This window comes from Roseibium sp. RP-7 (assembly GCF_053005225.1).
Genome location: NZ_JBRKQA010000001.1, coordinates 2094019 through 2119127 on the forward strand (window position 1 = coordinate 2094019; position 25109 = coordinate 2119127).

The window sequence follows — 25109 nt, forward strand, 5'->3', positions numbered from 1 at the left end:
CCTTGCAGGTCAGTCCGCGTCCATTGCTTCCAGCTGCATTGGGCCGGGCAGTTCGGCATCCGCGCAGAAGTTCTTGTAAAGCACGGACATGATGTCCCTAACCGGTTCGCTGGCGAGCCGGTAATAGATGGTCGTGCCTTCGCGGCGGGTCGTGACGAGACCCTGCGCGCGCAGAAGGGCGAGCTGCTGCGAGACGGTCGGCATGCGCATGCCGGTTTTTTCTGCCAGTTCGCCAACGCTGCGTTCGTTGTCGAGGACAAGACACATCAACAGCAATCGCGGCGCGGATGCCATCATCTTCAAGAATTCCGCCGCGGATTCTGCTTTATCTTCAAGTGCTTTGTAGTCCATGGGACAACCTTGCCAAACATCGGAGTAAACTGCAAGCAAAGAGGCTGGAATGTCCTGTGTGCGACCAATCTCAGACAAGATTCCCACTCTTTTCAAGTGGAAACAACTTTGAAGGTACACGCGCTTTCAGGTGAACGTTCACCGGTTCCCGCAATGCCTGCGAGCGCGCTTTTATATCCGACTGGCCACCGTGACAATGATATTCCCGTTGCCGCAGCCGGTGCCGGTGGTCAGGCACATGCCCTTTTGCTGGGCTTCCTGGCCAAACGCCTTGGTGCCGTCGGTGATTGCGATGATGGCTGCAAAAGGGCCACCCAGGATGAGGGCCAGGAAGAAGATGACGAAGAGGCGGTTCAGCATGGGTAACTCCAGATGGCAATCCGTTTCGATTGACTGGAGATTAGTGGGGCCGGCTTGAACCCATGCTGAGTGCCGCATTCAGCTACCGTTCAGATATCTAAACGGAAGTAAAGTTCAATTAGAACAGTATGTTATGCATCTAAAGGTTCTCTGTCATCGCTCTGCGAAGCGCTTCCAGCAGCACCTTGTCGCGGTCGTAGATGTCTTTTCTGAAATGTGTTGATCCGTCCTTGTTCATCCACGCGGTCAGGTAGGTGAGGTGCACGTCGATTTCGACCTTGGTTTTGACGACCGTACGCTCGCCGCTGTCGCGAATGGCTTCCCATTTACCTGGAGTGGCGTTGGAATCGACCAGAAGAACATCCGCCAGGGCAAAAGGATCCGATACGCGAATGCAGCCGTGGCTGAAGGCGCGCTCCGCTCTAGTGAACAGGGATTTCGACGGGGTGTCGTGAATGTAGATGTTGAACTGGTTGGGGAACATGAATTTGATGCGACCAAGCGCATTGTCCTCACCCGGGTCCTGGCGCAGCCGGAACGGGAAATTGCCACCGGAATAGCTGTTCCAGGCAACCTGTGTCGGCGCGACCTCGTTGCCTTCCTGGAAGATCCGGATGCTCTTGTTGCTGAGCGCCGTGGGGTTCTGCTTGAGTTTCGGCAGATACTCCTTCGTCGCGATGGAGTAGGGCACGTTCCAGTACGGGTTGATTTCCACATATTCCAGCCGGTCGGAAAACACCGGCGTTGCGTGGTAGGGCTTGCCTACAACGACCCGCGCCGTGTGAATGGTCTTTCCGTCCCGCACCACCTTCAGGTTCTGGTCAGCCAGATTGACGAAGACGTAGAACTGTCCCGGATCATCCGGCATCCAGCGCCGCCGCTCCATGTTGAGCTCCATCTGGATGAGCTTTTCCTGGATCGGAATGTTGAGCTGGGCAATTGTCGCCTTGCCGATGACACCGTCGGTTTCAAGGCCGTGGTACTCCTGGAACAGCTTGACGGCTTCCACCAGGGCGCCGTCATAGACATCACCGGTGTGATCTCCGGCAACGACAATGTCTTCTTCCATGAGCCGGGTTCGCAAAACTTCCAGGCGCGGATCGCTCATGCCTGGTTTCAGAACCTCACCATCCGGAACCTGGGTAAAGCCGCCGGCAGCAGCCTTCTCCCGGTATTGGGCAAGGCGCCGCTTCAGGCGGGCATAATTGTCGGTCTGGGGTGCGAGGCTTTCCAGAAAGGCACCGAAGTCCACGGCCTGTTCGGCATTTTCAAAAAGCACTTTCGGATCAGGCCGATCCGGAAACACGTTCAGCGCCTTGTTGACCTTGTTGGGTTGAACGCGGCCGGAGGAGAGGTGGGTCGCATAGCGCAGGAACTGCACGGACAGGTCCAGATCGAACTGGGCCCATTCCTGCTCGCTCTGGGAAGTTTCCGAACGCTTTATGAAGCCGAGGGGATCGTAATTGTTGGGGTTGAGCGCATGGTCGTTCGCCGCCGCCATGGCGGCAATGGTCAGATGAGCGTCTTCCGTCAGGCCATTCTCGTTGAACCAGACCGGTGCGAAAGCGCGTTCGCCATAATAGAGTGCAAGACCTTCGGGCAGGTTCGTAGAAACTTGCGCCTGAATGGCCCTGGCGATCGGCGTCTGCGGTTCCTCGAAAACAGGGGGCGGAACGACCTGGGTCTCGCCGGTCGCCGGTGCTGCGGTTTGTGCCTGGACATATGGTGCCGAAAGTGGTCCGGACAAAAACGCTGCCAGAGTGAAAAGAAGACCAAGATGTCTGTTACGGCACGTGCAAAATATTCCCATCGGAAATACCCCCTCTGATTCCCAACGGGGAAAGTCTAGTGCATCTTGCGCATAATTGAACTGCGTTAAGCTTCCTTGCCATTGCAAAGCCGATCCCGTTTGTTGCCGCGACAGGAAAAGCGCGCGATCCGTTATCGCTCGTGGGAGTGACGCGTTGGGGCCACAAGGCACGGAAATTGGCGTTTCGGCGGCAACTGCAGCCTTGACCGGGTTCTGTTTTCCGGTCCATAAAGCGCTCCATGATGACGGCCACACGGAACATCATTTCGATCACCATTATTTGCAGCTAGCGACACCGCTGGCTGTGGCCGTTCCCTCTTGGCAAAATTTCCTTTGAGACGGACCGCCCGGCCAGCCGGCCAGGAGACCGTTTGACATGAGCGCCGCTGAGACAGAGAAATCCGGCACTTTCAAGGGCTTGAAGCTCACCAACACATTGACGCGCCAGAAGGAGGACTTCCGGGCGATCGATGACGGGAATGTGCGTCTCTACGTCTGCGGACCGACCGTCTATGACTTTGCCCACATCGGTAACGCGCGACCGGTCATCGTCTTCGACGTGCTCTTCCGGCTTCTGCGCCATCTTTATGGTGCCAACCACGTCACCTATGCGCGCAACATCACTGACGTTGACGACAAGATCAACGCACGCGCACTTCGTGACTTTCCCGATCTGCCGCTCAATGAAGCCATTGCCCGGGTGACGCAGAAGACTGCGGACCAGTTCCATAAGGACATCAGGTCTCTGGGTGTGCTGGAGCCGAGCATCGAGCCGCGCGCAACCCAGCATATCGGCGGCATGGTCGAGATGATCGCGGCGCTGATCGAAAAGGGACACGCCTATCAGGCGGGCGGTGAAGTTCTATTCGACACCCAGTCCATGCCCGACTACGGCGGCCTGTCAAAGAGGAAGCTGGACGAGCAGCTGGCCGGGGCTCGCATTGCGGTTGATGCTCACAAGAAGAACCCCGGAGATTTCGTGCTCTGGAAACTGTCTTCTGAAGAAGAGCCCGGCTGGGACAGCCCGTGGGGCAGGGGGCGTCCGGGCTGGCACATCGAGTGCTCTGTCATGAGTGCGCACCATCTGGGTGAAGTGTTCGACATTCACGGTGGCGGGCTGGACCTTATCTTCCCGCACCACGAAAACGAAATCGCCCAGTCCCGCTGCGCTCATGGCACCAAGGTCATGGCCAACTACTGGATGCACAACGGCTTCCTGCAGGTGGAAGGCCGGAAGATGTCCAAGTCCGAGGGCAACTTCTTCACTATTCAGGAGCTTCTGGAAACGGACAGTTTCGGCGGCCGCATGTGGCCGGGCGAAGTGCTGCGCCTTGCCATGTTGATGACCAACTATCGAGAGCCGATCGACTTCTCCAAACGCAAGCTTGAAGAAGCGGAAAACCTTCTGGCCCGTTGGCCGGATCCTGTCGAAACGGATGCAGCCCCTGCCGCCGAGGTGCTTGATGCCCTTTTGGACGACATGAACACTGCAGGCGCCATTCAGGCGCTCCACGCGCTCGCCGTCGAGGCTTCCAAGGACCCTGCCAAGCTGGATGTTTACTCGGCATCTGCCGCGCTCCTCGGCGTTCATCCGGTCAAGGCGGATTTGTCTGGCGTTGATGAGGCCGGCATTCAGGCAGCCATCGAAAAACGCCTGGAGGCCCTCAATGCCAAGAACTGGGCCGAAGCTGACGCGATCCGCGATGAACTGACGTCTCAGGGAATTCTTCTAAAGGATTCAAAAGACTCAGAAACCGGCGCCCGCGTTACTACCTGGGAGGTCAAGCGGTGAGACGGAGCCGGGCGGAAAGACGGGATACCCTCCTCTGTCTGCTAGCGCGGACATCTTCCTCGCAAAAGGAGAGTAAGGCGCAAGTTACCGGGCTTTTTTCCGCGGCTCGGCGCGGCGGTGCTGAAGCAGCTTTCTCCGATCACACGGCAGGGAGAGTTTCTGATGGGCGATAATGTTCAAAAGCTGAGCGGCGGTTGCCAGTGCGGCGCCGTGCGTTACCAGGTGACGGGAGAGGTCGGTCATCCGCATCTGTGTCATTGCCGCATGTGCCAGAAGGCATCGGGGAATTTCTTTCTGCCGTTGATCGGTGCTGCGAAGTCCGATTTTGAATGGACCCGCGGCGAACCCTCCTGGTTCCACTCTTCCAAGCCTGTCCGCCGGGGTTTCTGTGGAACCTGCGGCACGCCTCTGGCCTTTGATACGATTGGCGACGACCACATTTCCTTTACCCACGGCAGCCTGGACGATGTTGCCGCAGTCACGCCGGTTGAACAGTCCGGTGTCGAGGGGCGAGTGTCGTTCTACAGGCATCTTTTCGAACTGAACGAAACGCAGTCAAATCGGGACGACCTGCCAGGTGGGATCAATGATGTCACGGCAACCAACAATCAGCATCCCGATCATGACACGGATCATTGGGAAGTGAGGGGCGGATGACGGAGATCCATACCGGCGGCTGTCAGTGCGGTGCCTTGCGGTTCAAGGTGGAAGGGCCATTGGGCGAGGCTTCCATTTGTCATTGCCGCATGTGCCAGAAGGCCTTTGGTGGCTTTTACGCGCCACTGGTCAGTGTTCCCGAAACTTCCAGGCTTGTCTGGACTCGTGGATCGTTGAAGCAGTTCCAGAGTTCCAATCACGCAACCCGGGGCTTTTGCGCCGATTGCGGTACGCCGCTGACCTATGAAGCGCCGGATGGCATTGCATTGGCCATCGGGACCTTTGACGATCCATCGCAAATCCCGCCCAGCATCCAGTTCGGCGTCGAGGCAAAGCTGCCTTATGCCGACAGCATGGCTCAAATTCCCGAAAGGGTGACGGAAGACGATATGGAGGCAGCGCCTTTTCTGGCGTCGCTCGTTTCGTTCCAGCACCCCGATCACGACACGGAAACCTGGCCACCGGTTCGCACCGGGGCAAATGACAACGAATAAAAGACAGCCCCGACGCTGCTCAGGATACGGATATGACCAAGGAACGGCTTTTTCTTTTCGACACGACATTGCGTGACGGCGCCCAGACCAGCGGGGTCGACTTCTCTGTCAACGAGAAGGTTGTGGTTGCCGAACTTCTGGAGCGGCTTGGCGTCGATTACATCGAAGGTGGCTATCCGGGAGCCAACCCGACCGACAGTGAGTTCTTCAGTGAAAAGCGGACGCGCAAGGCAACGTTCACCGCGTTTGGCATGACCAAGCGCGCTGGCCGGTCGGCCGCGAACGATCCGGGGCTTCAGGACGTGCTGTCCGCAAGTTCCGATGCCTGCTGCTTCGTGGCCAAGGCATGGGACTACCATGTCCGGGTCGCGCTTGGTTGCAGCAACGAGGAAAACCTCGATTCGATCTACGAGACCGTTACCGCAGCCGTCGCTGCCGGCAAGGAAGCGATGATCGACTGCGAGCATTTCTTCGATGGCTTCAAGGCCAATCCGGAATACGCGCTCAATTGTGCCCGCACGGCATACCATGCAGGCGCGCGGTGGATCGTTCTGTGTGACACCAACGGCGGCACGCTGCCCGACGAGATCTTCGACATTGTCACCAAGGTGCAGGAGGTTGTTCCCGGAACGCATCTCGGCATCCACACCCACGATGACACCGGTCACGCGGTCGCCAACTCACTGGCGGCAGTAGATGCCGGCGTAAGGCAGATCCAGGGAACCTTGAACGGTCTGGGTGAGCGCTGCGGCAACGCCAACCTCATCACCCTGATCCCGACACTCAAGCTGAAACCGGCATTCTCCGATCGGTTCGAAATCGGTGTCAGCGACGCTCAGTTGAAGGAGATCACTTCAATCTCCCATGCGTTCGATGAAATCCTCAACCGGTCGCCGGACAGGCAGGCCCCCTACGTTGGCGAAACCGCCTTCGCCACAAAGGCCGGTATTCATGCCTCCGCAATCCTGAAGGATCCGCAGACCTATGAACACGTCGCACCGGAAAGTGTCGGCAACCAGCGGCGGGTGCTGGTGTCCGACCAGGCCGGCAAGAGCAACCTTCTGGGAGAGCTGGCCCGGGTGGGCATCGAAGTCGACAAGTCAGACCCGCGTCTTGACCTACTGTTGGCGAAGGTCAAGGAACGGGAAGCCGAAGGCTATGCCTACGAGGCTGCCGACGCCTCGTTCGAGTTGCTTGCGCGCCGGGAATTGGGCGAGGTGCCGCGTTACTTCGCTGTCGAATCCTTCCGCGTGATGGTGGAGCGCCGGTTCAACGCAATCGGTGATCTGGTCACGGTTTCGGAAGCCGTGGTGAAGGTCGATATCGACGGCGAAACCCGAATGTCGGTTGCTGAAGGCAACGGCCCGGTCAATGCGCTGGACATGGCACTGCGAAAGGATCTGGGCAAATACCAGTCTGCCATCGACGGCCTGGAACTGATTGACTATAAGGTGCGCATCCTCAATGGTGGCACGGGCGCTGTCACGCGCGTTCTGATCGAAAGCCAGGACACAGTCACGCACCGGCGCTGGTTCACGATCGGGGTATCCTCCAACATCGTCGACGCCTCTTTCCAGGCCCTGGTCGACTCCATTACATTCGCGCTGATGAAAGCCAACGTGGCCTGATCCTGGTCACGCGCCTTTCGGGCGCCAGAAAGGCAATGCCATGTCGCAGACGGTGACCAGCACCGAAGCGAATGCCGAATTCCGTCAGGGCCTTCTGTTTGGCCTGGCGGCATACGGCATGTGGGGCTTCCTCCCGGCCTATTACAAACTGACCGACACCGTGCCAGCAGATCTTGTGGTGTCTCACCGGATACTCTGGTCGGTGCTGTTTGTCGGTCTGTTTCTCTATTCGCGCGGCCGCTGGCAGGAAGTGCGCGAGGTATTCCGCCAGCCGAAGGTGCTCATGGGGCTGACGGCGTCTGCCACTTTCATTGCCGTCAACTGGCTGACCTTCGTCTGGGCAATTTCCAACAATCACGTGCTCGATATTTCGCTCGGCTATTTCATCAATCCGCTGGTCAGCATTCTGGTTGGCCTGTTCGTGTTGAGGGAAAAACTGACGACCTGGCAGGGGATTTCTGTCGGCGTTGCCGCCATTGCGGTGGTTCTGCAAGCGATCCTGGCAGGCGGTTTGCCGTGGGTGTCTCTGGTGCTGGCGTTTTCCTTTGCAGGCTACGGCTACGTGCGAAAAGTGACGCCCGTGAAGGCAACGCCGGGACTGTTCGTGGAAACGCTTGTGCTGTTTCCGCTCGCCGCCGGCTACATGCTGTTGAGCCTCAGCTGGGGTGTCGACGCAATGGTCTTGAACGATCCGCCTGTTCTGCTCGCCCTCGTGGGGACGGGCATTGTCACGGCCTTGCCGCTGATCTGTTTTTCCTCAGCCGCCCGGCGGCTGCCGCTCTTCATGCTGGGGCTTATGCAGTACATGGCACCGTCCATGCACTTCCTGATGGCGATTTATATCTGGGGCGAACCGCTGGACCCGACCAAGCTGATGACGTTCGGCATGATCTGGGCTGCGCTGGTGGTGTTTACCTACGACAGCTGGCGGCGCTACCGGAGCTGAAACTGAGTTAGTCGCAGCCAGAGCACTGTGGAAGATGCGGTCAGTCCGAAGAAACCAGCTGGCCGCGGCCACTGCGTTTGGCGGCATAAAGCCTGTGGTCGGCGGTCTTCAGGGCATCGCCGAACCTGCCGCTTTCGAGCGGGGCGACGCCGACGCTTGTCTTCATCAGATGTTCCTCGCCGTCGTGACGCACGGGCGAGGCCAGAACGTTGTCCAGAAGGTTTTGCAGTCCGTCGACAACCTCGGCTTCTTCCTTGTCCCGGAACACGATGCAGAATTCGTCGCCGCCGAGCCGCGAGACGATATCGTCTTCCTTTGCGAGCTTCATCATGTGGCGGGCAAAACTGATCAGAACCGCATCGCCGAAATCGTGGCCGAGTGAATCGTTGATTGCCTTGAAGGAATCCAGGTCGAGGAGCGCGAGCCAATGCGCACGTCCTTCGGACACCGGCCAGGTCGCGATTGCCTTGGTGGCCTGTTCCAGAAGGTAACGGCGGTTGTAGAGACCCGTGAGGGAGTCCCGCATCGCCATGTTGTTGAGTTCCTCGATCCGGTAGATGTAATCGAGGTTCTGCGACACGCGCAGCAGCAGCTCTTCCGGAGGGCAGTTCTTGTCGACGAAATCCGCTGCACCGTATTTCAGGAACCGCACCCGGTTGTCCGGATTGGCATAGGACGACATGCCGATGACACCGACTTTCTCCGGGTCATGCACTCTGCGGACGGCTTTCAGAAAGGCAAAGCCGTCCTTGTCGGGCATGAAATAGTCCGCCAGGACAAGTTTGATGTCCTTGTAATCCTTCAGGGTCTGGAGGGCTTCGTCCGTAGAGCTGGCCTGATAGATCTTGTAAAGGTGCTTGCCGACGATCTTGGAGATCACGTCCCGCTCCACCGCGGAATCGTCCAGAATGAGAATGCCGATCTTGGGGTTCTGCGCCAGTTTCCGGATCAGGTCCGCAACATAGTTCAGGCTGCCGGGAGAATCCTTCAGGACGTAGTCAATAACGCCTTTTTCCAGGAACTTGCTTCGGGTTTTCGGGTCGAAGCGGCTGGTGAAGACGATCGTGGGAATATTCCACTTCTCGCAAAGATCGACGATTTCGCCGTCGGGGGCGTCTGGTAGGGTCAGGTCGACAAGAGCAAGGTCAGGTTCACCGATAGGCAGATTGAGGCAGTTCTCTGCCTCTTCGTAGCTACGCGCCACCATGATCTGGTGGCGGCCGACCTCATGCAGTTTCTTGACGATTGCCTTCTCGAAAAACGCCGCATCTTCAACAAGAAGGGTAGTTTGCATTTAGTGGCCTGTTCTTCCTGCGTTTCGTGCGACGGTACTATTCAACTCCTCAGACTGCAAATCGATTTGGTTCCAATATTCACAGTCATGGGAACGTATTCCCAACCTCTATACTCAGTAGAGTTTTAGAGATCTGTTACCGAGGCGCATGCTTCTTGTGCCGGCAGGGGTTCACCGTTGATCGCGCGGCGCAGCATTGGCAGGATATCGTCCACGGATCGGGCAACAAGATAAGGAACTTCAGTGTCCGGACGGATGTATCCCTGTGCCCGCATATGATCCAGAAGTTCCAGCAAAGGCGACCAGAAGCCGTTGAGGTTGGCCAGTGCCACCGGCTTGCGGTGTTGTCCGAGTTGGGCCCAGGTCATCATTTCGACGGCTTCTTCCAGAGTGCCGATACCGCCGGGCAACGCGATGAAGGCGTCGGCCTTCTCGAACATCAGGTGTTTGCGCTCGTGCATGTCCTGCGTGACGATCAGGTCTTCGAGGGTGTCCAGCATCACCTCGCGTTTTTCCAGGAAACGCGGAATGATTCCCGTCACCTTGCCGCCGGCTTCGAGGGCGGCATTGGCCACGGTTCCCATCAGACCGACAGAGCCGCCGCCATAGACAAGTCGAAGGCCAGCCTCGGCAATTAGCTGGCCCAGACGGGTGGCGGATGCCTCGTGTGCAGGGTCCGAACCGAAGCTGGACCCGCAGTAAACACAGACGCTTGTAAGCTGATTTTGAGAAACCGTATTCATGACGCAAAGATGTGGCATTCAGATTGCCACAAGGTCAAGCATTCTGTTTGAAAGGCCTTGGTTCTGAACCGGGTTTTCTTGCCGCGCCTGGAAAAGACGGCTATGCATGAACCACAATCTGAAGAAGAGCCGACGGCAAAGGAAACATGGCCATCAAGGTCAGGAGTTCGGCTGAGACAGGCAGCACCCGAAAGGGCGCAAACAGGGGAACGGATTTGGAAAGCGCCGCATCGCCTGGCTGCTTTCCCGGCAGGACACACAATGAATAACAAGACACTCATCTGGACTTTGATCGTAGCCGTGCCTGTTGGGCTGGCCGCTCTCGTGACGGGCTACATCTATCGCGATACGGGGCGTCTGCCTTTCCAGAGCGGTCCCGAAGTTGCCGCGACGCCATCGGTCTCCGGCGAAAGTGCCACGACCGAACAGGCTGCAGGCTCTGATACAGGCACAAAGACGCAATCGGCGGAAACAGATAAGGCTGATGCGTCAGATGAGGCGCCTGCCGCGGAAACGGCAAGCGCAGGCCCAAGTTTTGACGTTGTCGGCGTTGAGCCGACTGGTGAAACGGTCGTTGCGGGCCGGTCTGTTGCAGGCGCTATTGTTGCCTTGACTGCCAACGGCAAGGTTGTCGGCAAGAGCATTGCCAATGAGGTCGGTGAATGGACCATCATTCTGGATGAGCCGTTGAAGCCGGGCGACTATGACGTTGGCCTGGAAGTTCATGACGATACCGGCAAAGCGATTGCCACGTCCGAAGAACGGCTTGCCGTTTCACTGCCGGAAGGCGGCAAGGAACAACCCCTTGTGGTTCTGAACACGCCTGACGGTCCGTCGGACGTCTTGCAAAAGCCTGAGACCGAGCAGCAGGTGGCTTCCATCACTTCGACTGGCGAAGGTTCACAAACAGCTGCGACAACGGATTCTGCAGAAGACACCGCCACCGAGGCCTCCGGGTCGACGTCCGCAACTGAAACTGCTGCTGCGGAACCTGCCGCAGGGACCTCTGCAAGCCAGCAGACGGCCTCCCGGGAGTCGAGCGAACAGCCCGCCGGTACCTCTGAGCAGACCGCTGTTGCGTCTGCCGACACCACTTCATCTGGAACAGGCACCACGGAGCCGGAAACGGCCGGCAATGGTGCCGCCGTTTCAACGGCTGAGGCATCGGGACAGGCGGCTTCAGCAGAAACCGAAGTTGCTTCGACGTCATCAGGGGCAGTGCCGGCAGCTGTAGCAACACAGAACAGTGGCGCAGACGTTGCGCAAGCCGGCCAGAATGAACCGGCTGATGTTCCCTCAGCAGCACCGGATGCGCCGACGGTGACCGTGGAAGCCGTGGAATCCGAAAAGGACAAGGTCTTTGTTGCCGGTACCGGCGAACCTGGGTCATCGGTTCGTGTCTACGTCGGCGACGAGTTTCAGGGCGAGGCTAAGGTCGGTTCGGGCGGGAAGTGGCTGATTGAAGGCGGCAAGAATATTTCTGAAGGAAATGTCGAGGTTCGCGCCGATTTGATCGGTGAGGATGGCAGCTCGGTCGACGCCCGTGCAGCCGTTACCTTTGAAAAGGAACAGGACAAGCAGATTGTGCTGACCAAGGTGGTCGCAAGCGGTGAGGGTGCTGGAGCCGATGGCCAGGGCGCGGAAGTGAAAAAGTCTCTTCCCGTCGTGATCATCCGCAAGGGGGATAACCTGTGGCGGATTTCCCGGCGTCTTTATGGAGAGGGCGTTCGCTATACGACGATCTACAAGGCCAACCAGCAACAGATCCGCAATCCTGATCTGATTTACCCGGGGCAAGTGTTCCTGACACCAGAAGGCGATCTGAGCTGGCCGAAACCAGACGAAAACAACGGCTGAGGTGACACCGGCCTCTGTCGGCACTTCGGCCGTTGTCGGCACGTCTGAAAACGGCCATGGGCATTTATAAATTCTCGGCTGTTGTCGCTGCTTATCTCTGTCAGTTACGCCTTGGTCGAATGTCATAAATGAAGGCAGGGGATCGGAATGATCCTCTGCCTTTTTGCATCAGCCCCTTGTTTTTTTGATGATTCATCGCATATCAACGATGAAACAAACAATCGTGAATGAGGAAACCGCCCCATGAGCGGGACGGATCTGCCGGCCGGTGGAAATTGCATGACCTCCAAGGAAGGTCTGGCAAGTTGCGAGGAACTCGCGGCTATCTTCCGTGCACTTGGACATCCGGCCCGGCTGGCAATCATCAAGCAGCTCGCAAGTCGTCAGGGCGCCTGCTGCGGTGAGATCGTCAGTCACCTGCCGTTGGCTCAGTCGACCGTGTCTCAGCATTTGCAGGTTTTGAAGGACGCCGGGCTCTTGTGCTGTGACACGCGAGGCAGGAATTGCCACTACGCGCTCAATTGGCAAGTGCTCAGTCTGGCGGAGTGCCGGACCAAGGACTTCTGGGAGCGCCTGAACGCGGCGCAGCCGGACCAGGCAGGACAGTCAGCCGGTGAGCAAGTGTTTTCCGCTTCAGACTAACCCAAGTGGCCGCCTTCCGCGGCCTGGAGATTTTGTGTGACCGATCAGACAGCGACCCCGCCGCATAAGCCTTCGGCTGCGGCTGCCGGCAGCCATTCCGCTCAAGCGCACATCCGCAAGCCTGTCAACGCAGACGAAGGCAGCACCTTCACGACGCTGGCCAACCTGTGGCCCTACATCTGGCCGTCTAATCGGCCGGATCTCAAGCAGCGCGTGCTTCTGGCCATTTTCGCACTGATCATTGCCAAGATCGTGACGGTCCTGTCGCCGTATTTTTTCGCCTGGGCGACGGATGCACTGACGGGTGAAGGCTCCAACCTGCCTGCTTTCCTGGTAGCTCCGGTCATGCTGGTGCTTGCCTATAATGCAGCCCGCGTATTGGCAGTGGCTTTCAACCAACTGCGTGATGCGCTGTTTGCCCGGGTCGGCCAGCATGCTGTACGCCAGCTCGCAATCCTGACATTCCGCCACCTGCACCAGCTTTCCCTGCGTTTCCACCTTGCCCGGCGGACGGGTGGGCTCAGCCGTGTGATTGAGCGCGGGGTGAAGGGCATAGAGGCGATTGTCCGCTTCACCATCTTGAACGGCATTCCGACGGTTCTGGAATTTGCCATCATGGCAGCCGTGATCTGGTACCAGTTCGGTTTCCTTTATGTTGTCATCGTCGCGGTGATGATCGTTGCCTATGTCTGGTTCACCATCAAAACCTCGAACTGGCGGATCGGCATTCGCCGCGAAATGAACGACAGCGACACGGATGCCAACTCCAAGGCCATCGACAGTCTGCTCAACTTCGAAACGGTCAAGTACTTCGGCAACGAAAACATGGAAGCTGCGCGCTTCGATGTCTCCATGGCGAAATATGAGAGCGCCGCGACGAAAACCTGGACGTCCCTTTCCTGGCTCAACTTCGGTCAGGCGGTTATCCTCGGCATTGGCATGGCGGCCTGCATGGGGCTGTCTGCACAGGCTGTTCTGGCGGGCGAGCAGAACATCGGCGACTTTGTCCTGATCAACGCGCTGCTGATGCAGATTTCCATTCCGCTCAACTTCATCGGCTTCCTCTACCGCGAAATCCGTCAGGGTCTTGCGGATATCGAGTCCATGTTCGACCTGCTGATGGTTCCCGCCGAAATCGAGGACAAGCCCGACGCCAGCCCGTTGAAGGCTGTTGAGGGAAAGATTGCGTTCAAGGACGTCCGCTTTCACTACGATCCCGACCGGCCGATCCTCAAGGGGATCGACTTTGAGGTTCCAGCAGGCAAGACCGTCGCCATCGTCGGTCCCTCCGGTGCGGGCAAATCGACGATCTCCCGTCTCCTGTTCCGGTTTTACGACGTCACCGACGGTTCAGTCGAGATCGATGGCCAGGATGTCCGAAACGTGACGCAGGAAAGCGTGCGTCAGGCCATCGGCATGGTTCCGCAGGATACGGTGCTCTTCAACGATACCATTGCCTACAACATCCGCTATGGCCGACCGGACGCCAGCGACGAGGAAGTGCGGGAGGCTGCGCGCATGGCGCAGATCCACGACTTCATCGAAAGGCTACCTCAGGGCTATGACGCGGAAGTCGGCGAGCGCGGATTGAAACTGTCGGGCGGTGAAAAGCAGCGTGTTGCGATTGCACGCACCATCCTGAAATCTCCGCCGATCCTCATCCTCGATGAGGCGACATCGGCGCTTGATACACATACCGAACGCGAGATCCAGTCGGCGCTGGATGAGGTTTCGCAGGATCGGACAACGCTGGTGATTGCCCACCGCCTGTCGACCGTGGTCAACGCGGACCAGATCATCGTTCTGGAAGGTGGCGAGATTGCCGAGCGCGGCACCCATCAGGAGCTTCTGGCCAGAGACGGTCTTTACGCCTCAATGTGGGCTCGCCAGCGCGAAGCGGACGAGGCCGAGGAACGGCTGCGTGCCGCGCGGGAAAATGACGATCTTGGTATCGTCACACGTGGTCAGAGGGCTGATTACGTACCGGCGAAATAGGTCTGGCGACAGCTATTACTGGTCATCCGGCCTGGCCAAGCCCTGGCCGGGAGAGGGGATGCTCCTGTTCCAGGTATGACGCTGACCCTTGCATGAGAGATCTGGGCTCATTTATCCCGGATCTCCACCACTGGTCTTCCTGGATGACAAGAAGTCAGAAACTTGCCGGAGGTCAGGCCGCACGAATTGTTTGCGGTGCCTGATCATTGTCGCAGGCCACTTGGCCTGTTGTCGGCAGATTGGTGTTTTGGGCAGCTTCACCCCTTTTGAACAACAGTCTTGAAAGTGCCTTGGCAAGGCGGCGCAGTTCCTGGTGGCGGGCAGCGCGGGCGCGGGCTTCGTAGTCGTCTCCTGTATGTGTCATAATGCTCTCCATCGCTTGGGATGAGCATTTGTCTCATATTGCGTTCCTTCGAAGAATGAGGCTAGTGTAGAATTAATTCTTCGAAAGATTGGAACAATGAGGCTGGAAGACCTGCAGTTTTTTGTCCGCATCGCGGAACTGGGCAGCATGGCTGCTGCCGGCCGGGAAATCGGCTTGTCGCCTTCAGCTGCCAGCACGCGGTTGACCGGCCTTGAGAAGTCCTTCGGTTCCCAGCTTTTTGCCCGCACCACCAGACGCACGATGTTGACAGAAGCCGGGCGTGTTTTGCTGCAACACGCGCGCACCGCAGTTGGTGAGATCGAACAGGCCCGCTCGATCCTGGAAGCCTCCACAGAAGCGCCGCGCGGCTCGCTTCGGTTTTCCTGCAACACATTCTTCGGAAGAAAGCACATTCTGCCGTATCTGGTGGAGTTCCGCGAACTCTACCCGGATATCAGGCTGGAAATGGACTTTTCCGACAGGATCGTGGACGTGATCGAGGAAGGCTATGACATGGCGGTGAGGGGAGCGCCACTGACCGATTCCTCTCTGCTGTCCCGCAAGCTGGGCGGCAATCCAAGGGCCCTGTGTGCATCACCGGCCTACCTGGCTCGCAAGGGCGTGCCGCACACACCGGAAGACCTTGCCAACCACGACTGCATCGCCATGGCCTCCATGCCGTTCTGGTATTTCAATGGGCCGGAGGGGGAGGTCGCCTTCGAAATCCAGAAGCCGGTCATCAAGGGTGATAGCGGCGACCTGACTTACGACGCCGCGCTTCACGGCCTTGGCCTCAGCCTGAAGTCACTGGCACATGTCTGGGAAGACCTTCGCGACGGGCGTCTGGTCGCCGTCATGGAAGACTATACGATTGCCCGCACCGGGGCGATCTGGGCCGTTTATCCGCCAAGCCAGTTCGTTCCGCCCAAGGTGACCGCCTTTGTCGATTTCCTGATTTCAAAGTACGGTCGACCGCCCTACTGGGAGAGCGACTATCGGACGGCTTCCACTGGCTCAAGTGGGTCGCAAACCGTGTGATTTTCATGAAAAGCAGGTTCTCTTTGCCTTGAAAAGCCACTAGAAGCGGGGCAGAAGCTAAAGCGCAACGGGTGCGTTCAGTCCCGGGCCGGGAATACGCCTGCCGCCGGGCAGCAATGGAAAGCGAAGAAAAGAAGATGTCGATAGTCGATTCCGTCTCCAAGGCCATGGTGCCGATCCATCGTGAAGGCTGGCCCTTCATCGCGATTGCTCTGGTGGCGACCCTCGTTATCGGCTGGTTCATCGATCCGCTGTTCTGGATCGGCCTCTTCCTCACAGGGTGGGTCTGTTATTTCTTCCGCGATCCCAAGCGTGTGACGCCTGTCGGCGAAGGGCTGGTGATTTCTCCGGCAGATGGTGTCGTCAGCCTTGTTGGCCTGGCACGCCCGCCCGCTGAGCTGGAACTCGGCTCTGAACCGCTGATGCGGGTCTCCATCTTCATGAACGTGTTCAACTGCCATGTGAACCGGGCACCTGTCGGCGGGCGCATTGAGCGCGTCGCCTACCGTGCCGGCAAGTTTCTGAACGCGGAACTGGACAAGGCCAGTGAAGACAACGAGCGCAACGGACTGGTCATCGATACCGGCAACGGTCGGATCGGTGTCGTGCAGATCGCCGGTCTTGTTGCTCGCCGTATTGTCTGCTTCGTTCGTGAAGGTGAAAATCTCTCTGCCGGCGAGCGCTTTGGTCTGATCCGTTTCGGGTCGCGTCTTGATGTCTATTTTCCGGTCGGAACCCAGCCAAAGGTTGCCCTCGGCCAGACCATGATTGCCGGCGAGACCGTGCTGGCCGATCTGTCGGCACCGCAAAGCCCGGCTCAGTCCCTGACCCGTGTAAGCTGAGGCCACCGTGAACGAGACGCCCGATCAAGGACCGGCCGACACCCGCAGAACACCGCGCTTCCGGCGCGTACCCTTGCGCCTGATCATTCCGAACATGGTGACGTTGCTGGCGCTGTGCTCCGGTCTGACGGCTGTGCGCATGGCCTTCGAGGGCCGCTGGGAATTCGCGGTCGGTGCCGTTCTCGTGGCAGCCGTGCTGGACGGGCTCGATGGCCGTGTCGCCCGCATGATGAAGGGAACGTCGCGTTTCGGTGCGGAACTGGATTCCCTCTCGGATTTCGTCAATTTCGGCGTCACGCCGGCCTTGATGCTCTATCTCTGGATCCTCAAGGATGCAGGCAACATGGGGTGGATCGCAGGCCTTATCTTCGCGATTTCGGCCGCACTCCGTCTGGCGCGTTTCAATGTGGCCCTGGACGATCCGAACAAGCCTGCCTGGGCGTCACGTTTCTTCACAGGCGTGCCTGCACCGGCCGGAGCACTGACCGTGCTCCTGCCGCTTTATCTCGATTTTCTCGGCCTGTTTCCGCACTGGTTCGCAGATTCAGCTTTTGTTGCAGCCTATACGATCGGAGTTGCTTTCCTGCTGATCAGCCGTTTGCCGACCTATTCCGGCAAGACGCTGGGCACGAGGGTGCGCCGCGACTTTGTATTGCCGTTGTTCCTGGTTGCGGTTCTGGTGGTGGCGCTGACTGTTTCCTATCCTTTCCGGATGTTGGCGGGAGGAGCGGTCCTTTACCTGCTGACCATTCCGTTGTCCTGGCGTGCGCACAGGAAGCTGGTGCTCGCAGACGCCTCGCTGGGCCTCGATGACGACGGTGACGAATGCGATACCGATCTCGACAATATCGCGGACAGGGACAAGGACCACGGCGGCTGACGCACACCTGATCGCAAATCGGGTTTCAGCAGGCGATTTTCTGGTTCAATTAGGCCTCCTCGACAAATGAGGAGCCTTCTCATGCTTGATGGAAAGACAATTCTGATCACCGGTGCCAGCAGTGGCATCGGAGCGGCTGCCGCGCGTCTTCTGGCTGACACCGGTGCGAACCTGATGCTGGCTGCCCGACGGGAAGACCGACTAAAAGAGCTGCGGTCGTCATTGCCCCATGCATCCAACCGGATCGCACTGTTCGTTGGCGACGTCTGCGATACCACATTTTCCGAAGCTTCCGTGAAAGCGACCCTCGACGCCTTTGGTGGCCTCGATGGTGCCTTCAATAATGCAGGCACCCTTGGAGAGATGGGGCCGGTGCCGGACATGAGCATGGAAACCTGGAACCATGTTGTCGCCACCAATCTCAACAGCGCCTTTCTCGCGGCCAAATACCAGATCCCGGCCATGCGCGAACGGGGAGGCGGGTCGATTGTGTTCACCTCGTCGTTCGTTGGCCATACCATCGGTTTTCCGGGCATGGCCGCCTATGCGGCTGCGAAGGCGGGGCTTATCGGCCTGACACAGGTTCTGGCCGTGGAACACGGACCAGAAAACATCCGGGTCAATGCGCTTCTTCCTGGTGGCACGAAGACCGAGATGGGGGGCGATGACCCGGCATTCCGCGAGTATATCGCCGGCCTCCACGCGTTGAAGCGGATGGCCGAACCCGAAGAGATCGCCAAGGCGGCTGCGTTTCTGCTGTCTGACGCCAGTTCTTTCGTTACCGGTTCCGCCATGCTCTGTGATGGCGGGAACTCCATCTCCAAGGGATGAGCCAGTACAGGAACGGTTCTGGCGAAGACCCGAACCGTTCCTTTTGGGCTGAAAGGCTGATATGGCCCGGTGATAGGGGGCTGCGGGGCTACCAATTTATTTCGGGCGAATTCTTATGAATTTCTGTTCCGTGACGGCCTTGCCCCACTGATCGCCGACATATTCCTCCGCAAGGGTGAACCCGTTTCTTTCGTAGAGCACGCGTGCGGCTTCAAGCCCCTTGAGCGTCCAAAGGTGGATTTCATCGAACCCAAGCGCATCCGAGTGTTCCAGGGCTTTCTGGAGCAGCACTTTTCCCAGTCCTTTGCCCCGCAGGCGTTCGGACAGAATGAACCAGCGCAAATGTGCGATGTTGTTGCCAAGGTCTTCGCCATCGATGGTGATCGATCCGATAACGGCTCCGTTTTCGAGCACGCTCCAGCTGTTGTTCATCGGTTTGCCGATGCGCGGCATGAATTCGGCCATGGCGTTTGAGACCACACTTTCAAAGGTTGGCCCCATACCGACGATGTGGCCGTGAGTGCGGGCATGCATTCCGGCAATGTCGCCGATCATTCCGGTTTGATAACCTTCAGCGACCGTGAATTGTGGCTGGTAATCTGCCGGCGTTTCCTGCGGCATGGCGAGCGCTTCCGCATAGGCGGACATGGCATCGCAAATCTCTTGTGCCTTGTCCCCGTTGATCCGGTTGAGCGCCCTTCGGGCAAGGGCATCGCCAAAGTTGTCGATCTTCGCAAAGGTGGCCTTACCGGTTTCGGTCAAAGTCAGTCCGAATGATCGGCCATCGCTGTCAGACCGGGTTTGCGTGATTTCCCCGCGGGCCTCGAGTGACTTCAACAAACGGCTGATGGTGGATTTCTCGAGCTTCAGTCTCGTCGAGATTTCCTTGGCCGTAATGCCAGGGTTCAAACCGATTTCCATCATTGCATGGACACCTGAACCGGACAGATCCGTACCGGCGATGGTCTTGTCCAGAAAGCCGAATTCCCGAACCAGTTGGCGGGACGCTGCACGGATATCGTTGACGAGGGAGGGGGAATGCTGGGACATGCAAAAGCCTATGTAGTTGTATATTGCAACTATATTGATTGATGGGCCGCAATTCAAGGGGCAGTGGTTGGAATTCGGGTGAAGACACGCTGCATGTTGCAAACAAAAAGGCCGCCGGAAACCGGCGGCCTTTCTGCTTGGAGGTGCTTAGGATCACTCTGCCGCGTGCGGCAGTTCCTCCTGCGGGGGGATTTTCGGTTGCGACGGCTTCGGCATGGAAACCACCTTTGCAGCCGGGCGCTGTTCGGGCTGATCGCCAAGAGCCACAGGTTCCGGAGTTACCTCTTCGGTGGCAGTGCCTGGCTTGCGCCGTACGGTGGACACCACCTTCCAGAAGGTGCTTGACCATACACTCGGCAGCGCAATCATGACCGGGATCATCAGCAGCGTCAGCAAGGTGGAGAAAGCAAGTCCGGATATGACCGCCGTTGCCAGCTGCACCCACCAGACCGCCGTGATGCCGCCATAGGTGATCACCTGATTGAAGAAATCGAAGTTGATCATGGTGGCCATGGGCACCAGGCCGGCGATGGTCGTGATGGTGGTCAACAGGATCGGCCGGATACGCTGAGCGGATGTTTTCAGGATCGCGTCCAGCGGGGGAAGGCCGTCATGAAGGAACCTGTTGTAGGTATCGATCAGAACGATGGCATTGTTGACCACAATCCCGGCAAGCGCCACCACCCCGGTCCCGGTCATGATGATCGAGAACGGCTGATTGGTGACGAGCATTCCGAGCAGCACCCCGAACACTGACAGAACCACCGTCGAGAGCGTCAGGATCGTCTGGTAGAACGAGTTGAACTGGGTCAGCAGGATCAGGAACATCAGGAACAGCGATGCCACCATCGCCTTCATCAGGAACTCGCCAGACTCCTGCTGGTCCTCATCTGCACCGCGGAATTTCAGAAACACGTTGGCAGGCCATTCCTGCGTATCCAGCCACTTCTGAAGAGCTGCAACCTGTTCTGTCGGCGTGGAACCGCTTTCCGGATTGACCGCCGCCTTTACGAACATGGAATAGAGCCCGTCACGACGCACGATTTCCGACACCTTCTGGGCCGGCTCGCGGCTGACGAAGTTTGCCAGCGGCACGAGTCCAAGCGAGGTCTGCAGCCGCAGCTGGTCGAACCGGTCGATGGTCCGCTCGTTCTCCGGCAGGCGCACGCGAATGTCCACCTCGTCCTCGCTGTCTCCGGGACGATAGGTACCGATCAGAACACCGTTGGTGACCAACTGGACCATGTTGCCAACGGAAGCGATGCTTGCCTGGTAGCGGCCGGCCTGTTCCCGATCGATGGAGATCTGCCATTCGATGCCGGGCAGGGGACGGTCGTCCTCCTGGTTCATCAGCGTATCCATGCCGTTGATGTGCTCGCGAATGCGGGCGACAGCAGCAACCATGTCGTTGTAATCGGTGGACTTGATCTCCAGCTGAACGTCCTTGCCCGTTGGCGGACCGCCTTCGATCTTGCGGGTCTCCACCTTGATGCCGGGGATGTCACTGGTCGCATTACGGATGTCGGCGAAGATCTCCTTCGCCACCCGGCGGCAGCAGAAGTCTGCAAGCTCGATATTGATCTCGCCCATCACGTCGGCAGGCTTGTCCTGGACGTCGCCGACGGAGGGGCCGCCGGACGAACCGCCGGGTGTGAACGCGTTGGTGATGACATTGTCGACGCCCGGAATGGACATGATCCTGTCTTCAACCTGCACAACGAGATCGCGCGCTTCCGAGGCAGACATGTTGCCACGGCCGGAAACAAGAACCACCGCTTGTTCCGGTTCTTCATCGATGAAGAACTGAACACCGGTCGGGTTCGCCATGAACGCGCCGACGATCGCAAAGCAACTGCCGATCAGCAGCACGATGGCGGCGATGTTGCCGATCGGGTTGCCTGCAAACATCTTCAGGATGCGAACATAGATGCCGGTGAACCCGCTTACTTTCTTGACGTCGAACGCTTCAGAGCCGGAAAGGGCGGCAGCTTCCGCACGTTCCTTTTCGGCTCTCTTGGCAGCTCGTGCCTGAGACCAGCGCACAAACGGACGCAGCAGCTTGTAGGAAACAAAGCCGACAAGGACGAGGGCCACCAAGCCGCACAGGATGGCGATGCCAGTTGCAGCCACCACTGGCACGACGCCTTCGAGAGCCATCGGTACGAAGGGGCCGAATCCGACAATGACGGCGGCCAGAACGCCAAATGTCAGTGCCAGAAGTCCAGCGGCATACCTGTTCAGGAAATGCGAGACCTGGGCCAGGATGCCCCCTGTCACCGGCAGGAACACCATGGCGGTGAACAGCGAGGCGGTCAGGACGATGATCACCATGATCGGCAGGTAGCTCATGAACTCGCCGGCAACACCCGGCCACAGCAGCATGGGCAGGAACGCTACCAGTGTGGTGGCCGTCGAAGAGACGATCGGCCAGAACATCAGCTTCGCAGCGCGGATATAGGCCTCGCGGTCTTCCATGCCTTCCTGGATCTTGCGGTCGGCATATTCGGTCATCACGATGGCACCGTCGACCAGCAGGCCAACGGTCAGAACGAGGCCGAACATGACCATGTTGTTGACCGTGTAGCCGACGCCGCCAAGGATCAGGAAGCCGACCATGAAGGAGGTCGGGATCGCCAGACCCACGAGCAGTGCGGAGCGCATGCCAAGCGCCGCCAGAACCAGGATCATCACCAGGAAGATCGCCGTCAGGATCGACGATTGCAGCGAGCCAAGCACTTCGAAGATGTTGTTGGACTGGTCGAGCATCATGTCGACACGAACGGTTTCCGGCCAGTCCTTGGAGGCATGTTCGACAACTTCACGGACTGCCGCGTTGTTCTCGATGATGTTGGTGCCGATACGCTTGACGACCTGAAGAGCAATTGCCCGGTTGCCGTTGACGCGTGTGTAGGCGTTGGGATCCTTGAAGGTGCGCCGGATCTCGGCGACATCTGCAAGGGTCACCACACCTTCACCGCTCTGTTTCAGCGGAAGTGTGTAGACATCCTCTGCGGTCTCTACGAGACCAGGTACCTTCACGTTGAAGCGACCCTTGCCGCCGTCGATAAAGCCCGCAGGAACAAGCTGGTTGTTGAGCTGCAGCGAGTTCAGGAGCTCCTGCTGGGTGATCGAGTAGGATTCCAGTTTCTGGGTGTCGATCAGGACTTCCAGCAGCTCTTCGCGGTGCCCGGTCAGATCCGCCGACCGGACGGTGTCGATAGCCTCGATCTCGTCCTTGAGACGCCGGGCGTGCTTGTAGAGCGTGCGCTCCGGCACGTTGCCCGACAAGGCGATGATCATGGTCGGCGCAAGTGCGAAGTTCATTTCCGTGATCGTCGGCTCTTCAGCCTCGTCCGGCAGCTTGCTCTTGGCCTGGTCGACCTTGTCGCGCACGTCCGCCAGCGCCTCGTCCTTGTTGAACGAGATGTCGAACTCCAGCACGATGCCGGCATGACTTTCCGATGCGATCGCGGTGATTTCCTTCAACCCGTCAAGGCCGCGCAATTCCGTTTCCATCGGTCGCACGAGCAGGCGCTCGGAGTCTTCCGGAGAAATGCCCTGCTGGGTGATCGAAATGTAGAAGATCGGCAGATCGATGTCCGGGCTGGCTTCTTTCGGGATCGAGATATAGGTGGCGACACCGGCAACGATCAGCGCCAGCATCATCACGAATACCGTCTTGGGGCGCCGAAGGACGCCTTCAAGCATGTCTATCATTGACTCACCTCTGCCGTCTCAAAGACCGGTTGCACGAGTTCTCCATCCGAGACGTATTCCTGCCCCACGGTGATGGCGACGACTTCGTCGGGAAGACCGCCGATCCACATTCCGTCCTGTTCTCCACCCAGCACCTTGACGGGGTAGAAGACAGTCTTGTTGTTTTCATCGACTGCACGAATGCCGACCTGGCCGGCGTCGTTCAACGTCAGAATTGCTGGCGAAATCTTATGTGCTTTCTCCGCAGCCAGCTCCAGCTTGGTGACTGCCGTCACGCCGTCCCTGGCCTTGCCGTCGGGATTGGGAAGCTCGATCTCGATACGGAAGGTTTTCGTGTCCGGATTTGCCGTCGGCGAGATGTAACGCACCTTGCCGCTGAGCGATTCACCCGTCACGAGCGTGACCGTTGCCGGCATGTCCAGCGAGATCTCGGAAATATTCAGTTCCGACACTTCGCCGATGGCAATCATCGGATCCGCATCAACCACCGTCGCGCAGATGCCGCCTTGTTCAAGCTGTGCGCCGATTTCAGCCATGGGGCTCTGGATGACGCCGGCAATCGGCGAGCGGATAACTGTGTGTTCCAGCTCCTGCTCGGCCTCAATCAGGCGTGCCTTTGCAGCATCGAGCTGGGCCTGCAGGGCAGCCACACGGGTTTGAGCGGTAAAGCCCTTGCTGTTCAACTGAGTTGCTGCCTCATGGTCCAGTTGCGCCTGAGCCAGGGCAGCCTTGGCTTCCAGAATGCGTGACTGCCGCGATCCCTTGTCGAGAACACAAAGCACATCGCCGGCGGCGACATGCGCGCCTTCCTGCGCCGGGCGCTCCACCACATCATCGGTTGTCTTGGATCTGACAGCCACCGTGGCTTCGGCTTCGGTGCGCCCGCGCACTTCCAGAACGGCTCGACGGTCTTGCGCCACAAGACGTTCCACCTGAACACGGAAGGTCTCCGTGGACGCCTGGCTGACCCTGAGCGCCGGGGGCGGGGTGGCATGTTCGCTGTCGCCGACACCACCGATCACCATCGTGCCGCTATACATCCAGAAACCGATACCGGCCGCGATGCCGGTCGCCAGGAGGTAGGAAAACTTCACTCGCATTGTCTAAAGCTCCGAAACGTCTTGCGCTTACTCTGCGGCTGCCGCAACCGGCTGCGCCGCTTCTTCAGCAATCCTGATCAGTGCCTCGCCATGTTCTTCCAGATAGGCGAGGGTGAAATTCATGCAGGCAATGCCGTATTCACGGGTCCAGTTGGACCCGGGGTGCGAACATTCCTGGTCTTTTTCGTTGTCTGTCAGCAGGCGCAACTCAGCGTGCACCTGCGCCTTGCGCCGTTCGACCGCGCGGCGGATCACCTCGGGAGGCAGTTGCGCGGCGTTGAGGGCGATCAGCAAAAAGGGTGATTTGAAAGTGTCCGGCGCCTGTGGATCACACAGTGACTGGATGAAGTCTTCCCGGCCGGCATCGGTGATGGAATAGACCTTGCGGGCAGGTTTGCCTGCCTGCGGCTCCTCGCGCACGGTTACCAGCCCTTCCGATTCCAGACGCGCCAGCGCCGGATAGATCGAGCCGAAGCTCGCATCATCGAAATAGCTGAACCGGCCTTCGGTCGACTCCTTCCGGATTTCGTATCCGGTGGCATCCCCGAAAGAAAGGATTGCGAGGCAGAGACTGCGTACACTCATTGACAACTCCGTGCCTGGGAGCGTCCTCCCGGCATGACGGCCTTCATACGAGCCCGGTTGCGATCCGGATGACGCTATAGGCATCGTTAGAAGTGTCATATGTTGGTTCGATATATCGAACAAATATATGCTC

Annotated in this window: 22 protein-coding genes; 12 read left to right on the top strand and 10 right to left on the bottom strand. The window is 58.6% G+C overall.

The features are described from left to right. Positions 1-9: 9 nt before the first annotated feature. From ACVDG9_RS09535 to ACVDG9_RS09545, 3 genes are all read right to left on the bottom strand, one after another. Positions 10-351: an ArsR/SmtB family transcription factor gene (locus tag ACVDG9_RS09535; protein ID WP_152506968.1), complete on the bottom strand. Its 342-nt coding sequence runs from the start codon at positions 349-351 to the stop codon at positions 10-12. A gap of 171 nt (positions 352-522) precedes the next feature. Then, positions 523-711, bottom strand: a complete 189-nt coding sequence (locus ACVDG9_RS09540) for a hypothetical protein (RefSeq protein WP_023003917.1) — start codon at positions 709-711, stop codon at positions 523-525. Positions 712-850: 139 nt separating this feature from the next. Beyond that, positions 851-2458 carry a L,D-transpeptidase family protein gene (locus ACVDG9_RS09545; protein ID WP_447237838.1) on the bottom strand — a complete coding sequence of 536 codons (1608 nt, stop codon included), beginning with the start codon at positions 2456-2458 and terminating at the stop codon, positions 851-853. A gap of 439 nt (positions 2459-2897) precedes the next feature. Between ACVDG9_RS09545 and cysS the strand changes: the two genes are divergently transcribed. The 5 genes from cysS (at position 2898) to rarD (ending at position 8038) form a co-directional block, all read left to right on the top strand. Beyond that, complete coding sequence (gene cysS, locus ACVDG9_RS09550; protein ID WP_447237839.1) at positions 2898-4313, top strand: cysteine--tRNA ligase; 1416 nt, start codon at positions 2898-2900, stop codon at positions 4311-4313. 162 nt (positions 4314-4475) lie between these two features. Then, positions 4476-4970 (top strand): GFA family protein, encoded by a 495-nt coding sequence (locus tag ACVDG9_RS09555; protein ID WP_447237840.1) that lies wholly within the window; start codon positions 4476-4478, stop codon positions 4968-4970. Next, on the top strand, positions 4967-5464 hold the full coding sequence (locus ACVDG9_RS09560) for a GFA family protein (RefSeq protein ID WP_447237841.1): 498 nt from the start codon (positions 4967-4969) through the stop codon (positions 5462-5464). The genes ACVDG9_RS09555 and ACVDG9_RS09560 overlap by 4 nt, the downstream gene beginning before the upstream one ends. Before the next feature lie 32 nt (positions 5465-5496). Then, complete coding sequence (gene cimA, locus ACVDG9_RS09565) at positions 5497-7092, top strand: citramalate synthase (RefSeq protein WP_168687103.1); 1596 nt, start codon at positions 5497-5499, stop codon at positions 7090-7092. A 40-nt stretch (positions 7093-7132) separates the two neighbouring features. Next, positions 7133-8038, top strand: coding sequence for an EamA family transporter RarD (gene rarD / locus ACVDG9_RS09570; protein ID WP_055653595.1), 906 nt, complete (start codon positions 7133-7135; stop codon positions 8036-8038). A gap of 40 nt (positions 8039-8078) precedes the next feature. On the opposite strand, the gene ACVDG9_RS09575 is transcribed toward rarD, so the two are convergent. Next, positions 8079-9332, bottom strand: coding sequence for a GGDEF domain-containing response regulator (locus ACVDG9_RS09575; protein ID WP_055653596.1), 1254 nt, complete (start codon positions 9330-9332; stop codon positions 8079-8081). A 125-nt stretch (positions 9333-9457) separates the two neighbouring features. After that, positions 9458-10093, bottom strand: a complete 636-nt coding sequence (locus tag ACVDG9_RS09580; protein ID WP_023003926.1) for an LOG family protein — start codon at positions 10091-10093, stop codon at positions 9458-9460. Between the two features lie 243 nt (positions 10094-10336). On the opposite strand from ACVDG9_RS09580, the gene ACVDG9_RS09585 reads away from it, so the two are divergent. The 3 genes from ACVDG9_RS09585 (at position 10337) to ACVDG9_RS09595 (ending at position 14569) form a co-directional block, all read left to right on the top strand. Beyond that, positions 10337-11932, top strand: coding sequence for a LysM peptidoglycan-binding domain-containing protein (locus tag ACVDG9_RS09585; protein ID WP_447237842.1), 1596 nt, complete (start codon positions 10337-10339; stop codon positions 11930-11932). A 243-nt stretch (positions 11933-12175) separates the two neighbouring features. Continuing rightward, entirely contained in the window at positions 12176-12574 is a 399-nt protein-coding gene (locus ACVDG9_RS09590; protein ID WP_447237843.1) for an ArsR/SmtB family transcription factor, read from the top strand. Positions 12575-12685: 111 nt separating this feature from the next. Next, on the top strand, positions 12686-14569 hold the full coding sequence (locus ACVDG9_RS09595; protein WP_055656442.1) for an ABCB family ABC transporter ATP-binding protein/permease: 1884 nt from the start codon (positions 12686-12688) through the stop codon (positions 14567-14569). 172 nt (positions 14570-14741) lie between these two features. On the opposite strand, the gene ACVDG9_RS09600 is transcribed toward ACVDG9_RS09595, so the two are convergent. Then, positions 14742-14933: a hypothetical protein gene (locus ACVDG9_RS09600; RefSeq protein WP_447237844.1), complete on the bottom strand. Its 192-nt coding sequence runs from the start codon at positions 14931-14933 to the stop codon at positions 14742-14744. A gap of 96 nt (positions 14934-15029) precedes the next feature. Here ACVDG9_RS09600 and ACVDG9_RS09605 point away from each other — a divergent pair, with 96 nt between their 5' ends. The 4 genes from ACVDG9_RS09605 (at position 15030) to ACVDG9_RS09620 (ending at position 18524) form a co-directional block, all read left to right on the top strand. Next, complete coding sequence (locus tag ACVDG9_RS09605) at positions 15030-15971, top strand: LysR family transcriptional regulator (RefSeq protein ID WP_055653605.1); 942 nt, start codon at positions 15030-15032, stop codon at positions 15969-15971. Between the two features lie 71 nt (positions 15972-16042). Beyond that, complete coding sequence (locus ACVDG9_RS09610; protein ID WP_267479105.1) at positions 16043-16813, top strand: phosphatidylserine decarboxylase; 771 nt, start codon at positions 16043-16045, stop codon at positions 16811-16813. A 7-nt stretch (positions 16814-16820) separates the two neighbouring features. Beyond that, a complete protein-coding gene (locus ACVDG9_RS09615) occupies positions 16821-17693 on the top strand; it encodes a CDP-alcohol phosphatidyltransferase family protein (RefSeq protein WP_062489071.1) in 873 nt (290 codons plus the stop codon). 81 nt (positions 17694-17774) lie between these two features. Beyond that, positions 17775-18524 carry an SDR family oxidoreductase gene (locus ACVDG9_RS09620; RefSeq protein ID WP_447237845.1) on the top strand — a complete coding sequence of 250 codons (750 nt, stop codon included), beginning with the start codon at positions 17775-17777 and terminating at the stop codon, positions 18522-18524. 96 nt (positions 18525-18620) lie between these two features. On the opposite strand, the gene ACVDG9_RS09625 is transcribed toward ACVDG9_RS09620, so the two are convergent. The 4 genes from ACVDG9_RS09625 to ACVDG9_RS09640 all read right to left on the bottom strand — a co-directional run bounded on the left by ACVDG9_RS09625 (position 18621) and on the right by ACVDG9_RS09640 (position 24976). Beyond that, complete coding sequence (locus ACVDG9_RS09625) at positions 18621-19574, bottom strand: helix-turn-helix domain-containing GNAT family N-acetyltransferase (protein ID WP_152506959.1); 954 nt, start codon at positions 19572-19574, stop codon at positions 18621-18623. Between the two features lie 153 nt (positions 19575-19727). Then, on the bottom strand, positions 19728-23291 hold the full coding sequence (locus tag ACVDG9_RS09630) for an efflux RND transporter permease subunit (RefSeq protein ID WP_447237846.1): 3564 nt from the start codon (positions 23289-23291) through the stop codon (positions 19728-19730). After that, positions 23288-24391 (bottom strand): efflux RND transporter periplasmic adaptor subunit, encoded by a 1104-nt coding sequence (locus tag ACVDG9_RS09635; RefSeq protein WP_062489067.1) that lies wholly within the window; start codon positions 24389-24391, stop codon positions 23288-23290. The genes ACVDG9_RS09630 and ACVDG9_RS09635 overlap by 4 nt, the downstream gene beginning before the upstream one ends. A 27-nt stretch (positions 24392-24418) precedes the next feature. Then, complete coding sequence (locus tag ACVDG9_RS09640; protein ID WP_023003940.1) at positions 24419-24976, bottom strand: helix-turn-helix transcriptional regulator; 558 nt, start codon at positions 24974-24976, stop codon at positions 24419-24421. Positions 24977-25109 lie beyond the last annotated feature (133 nt).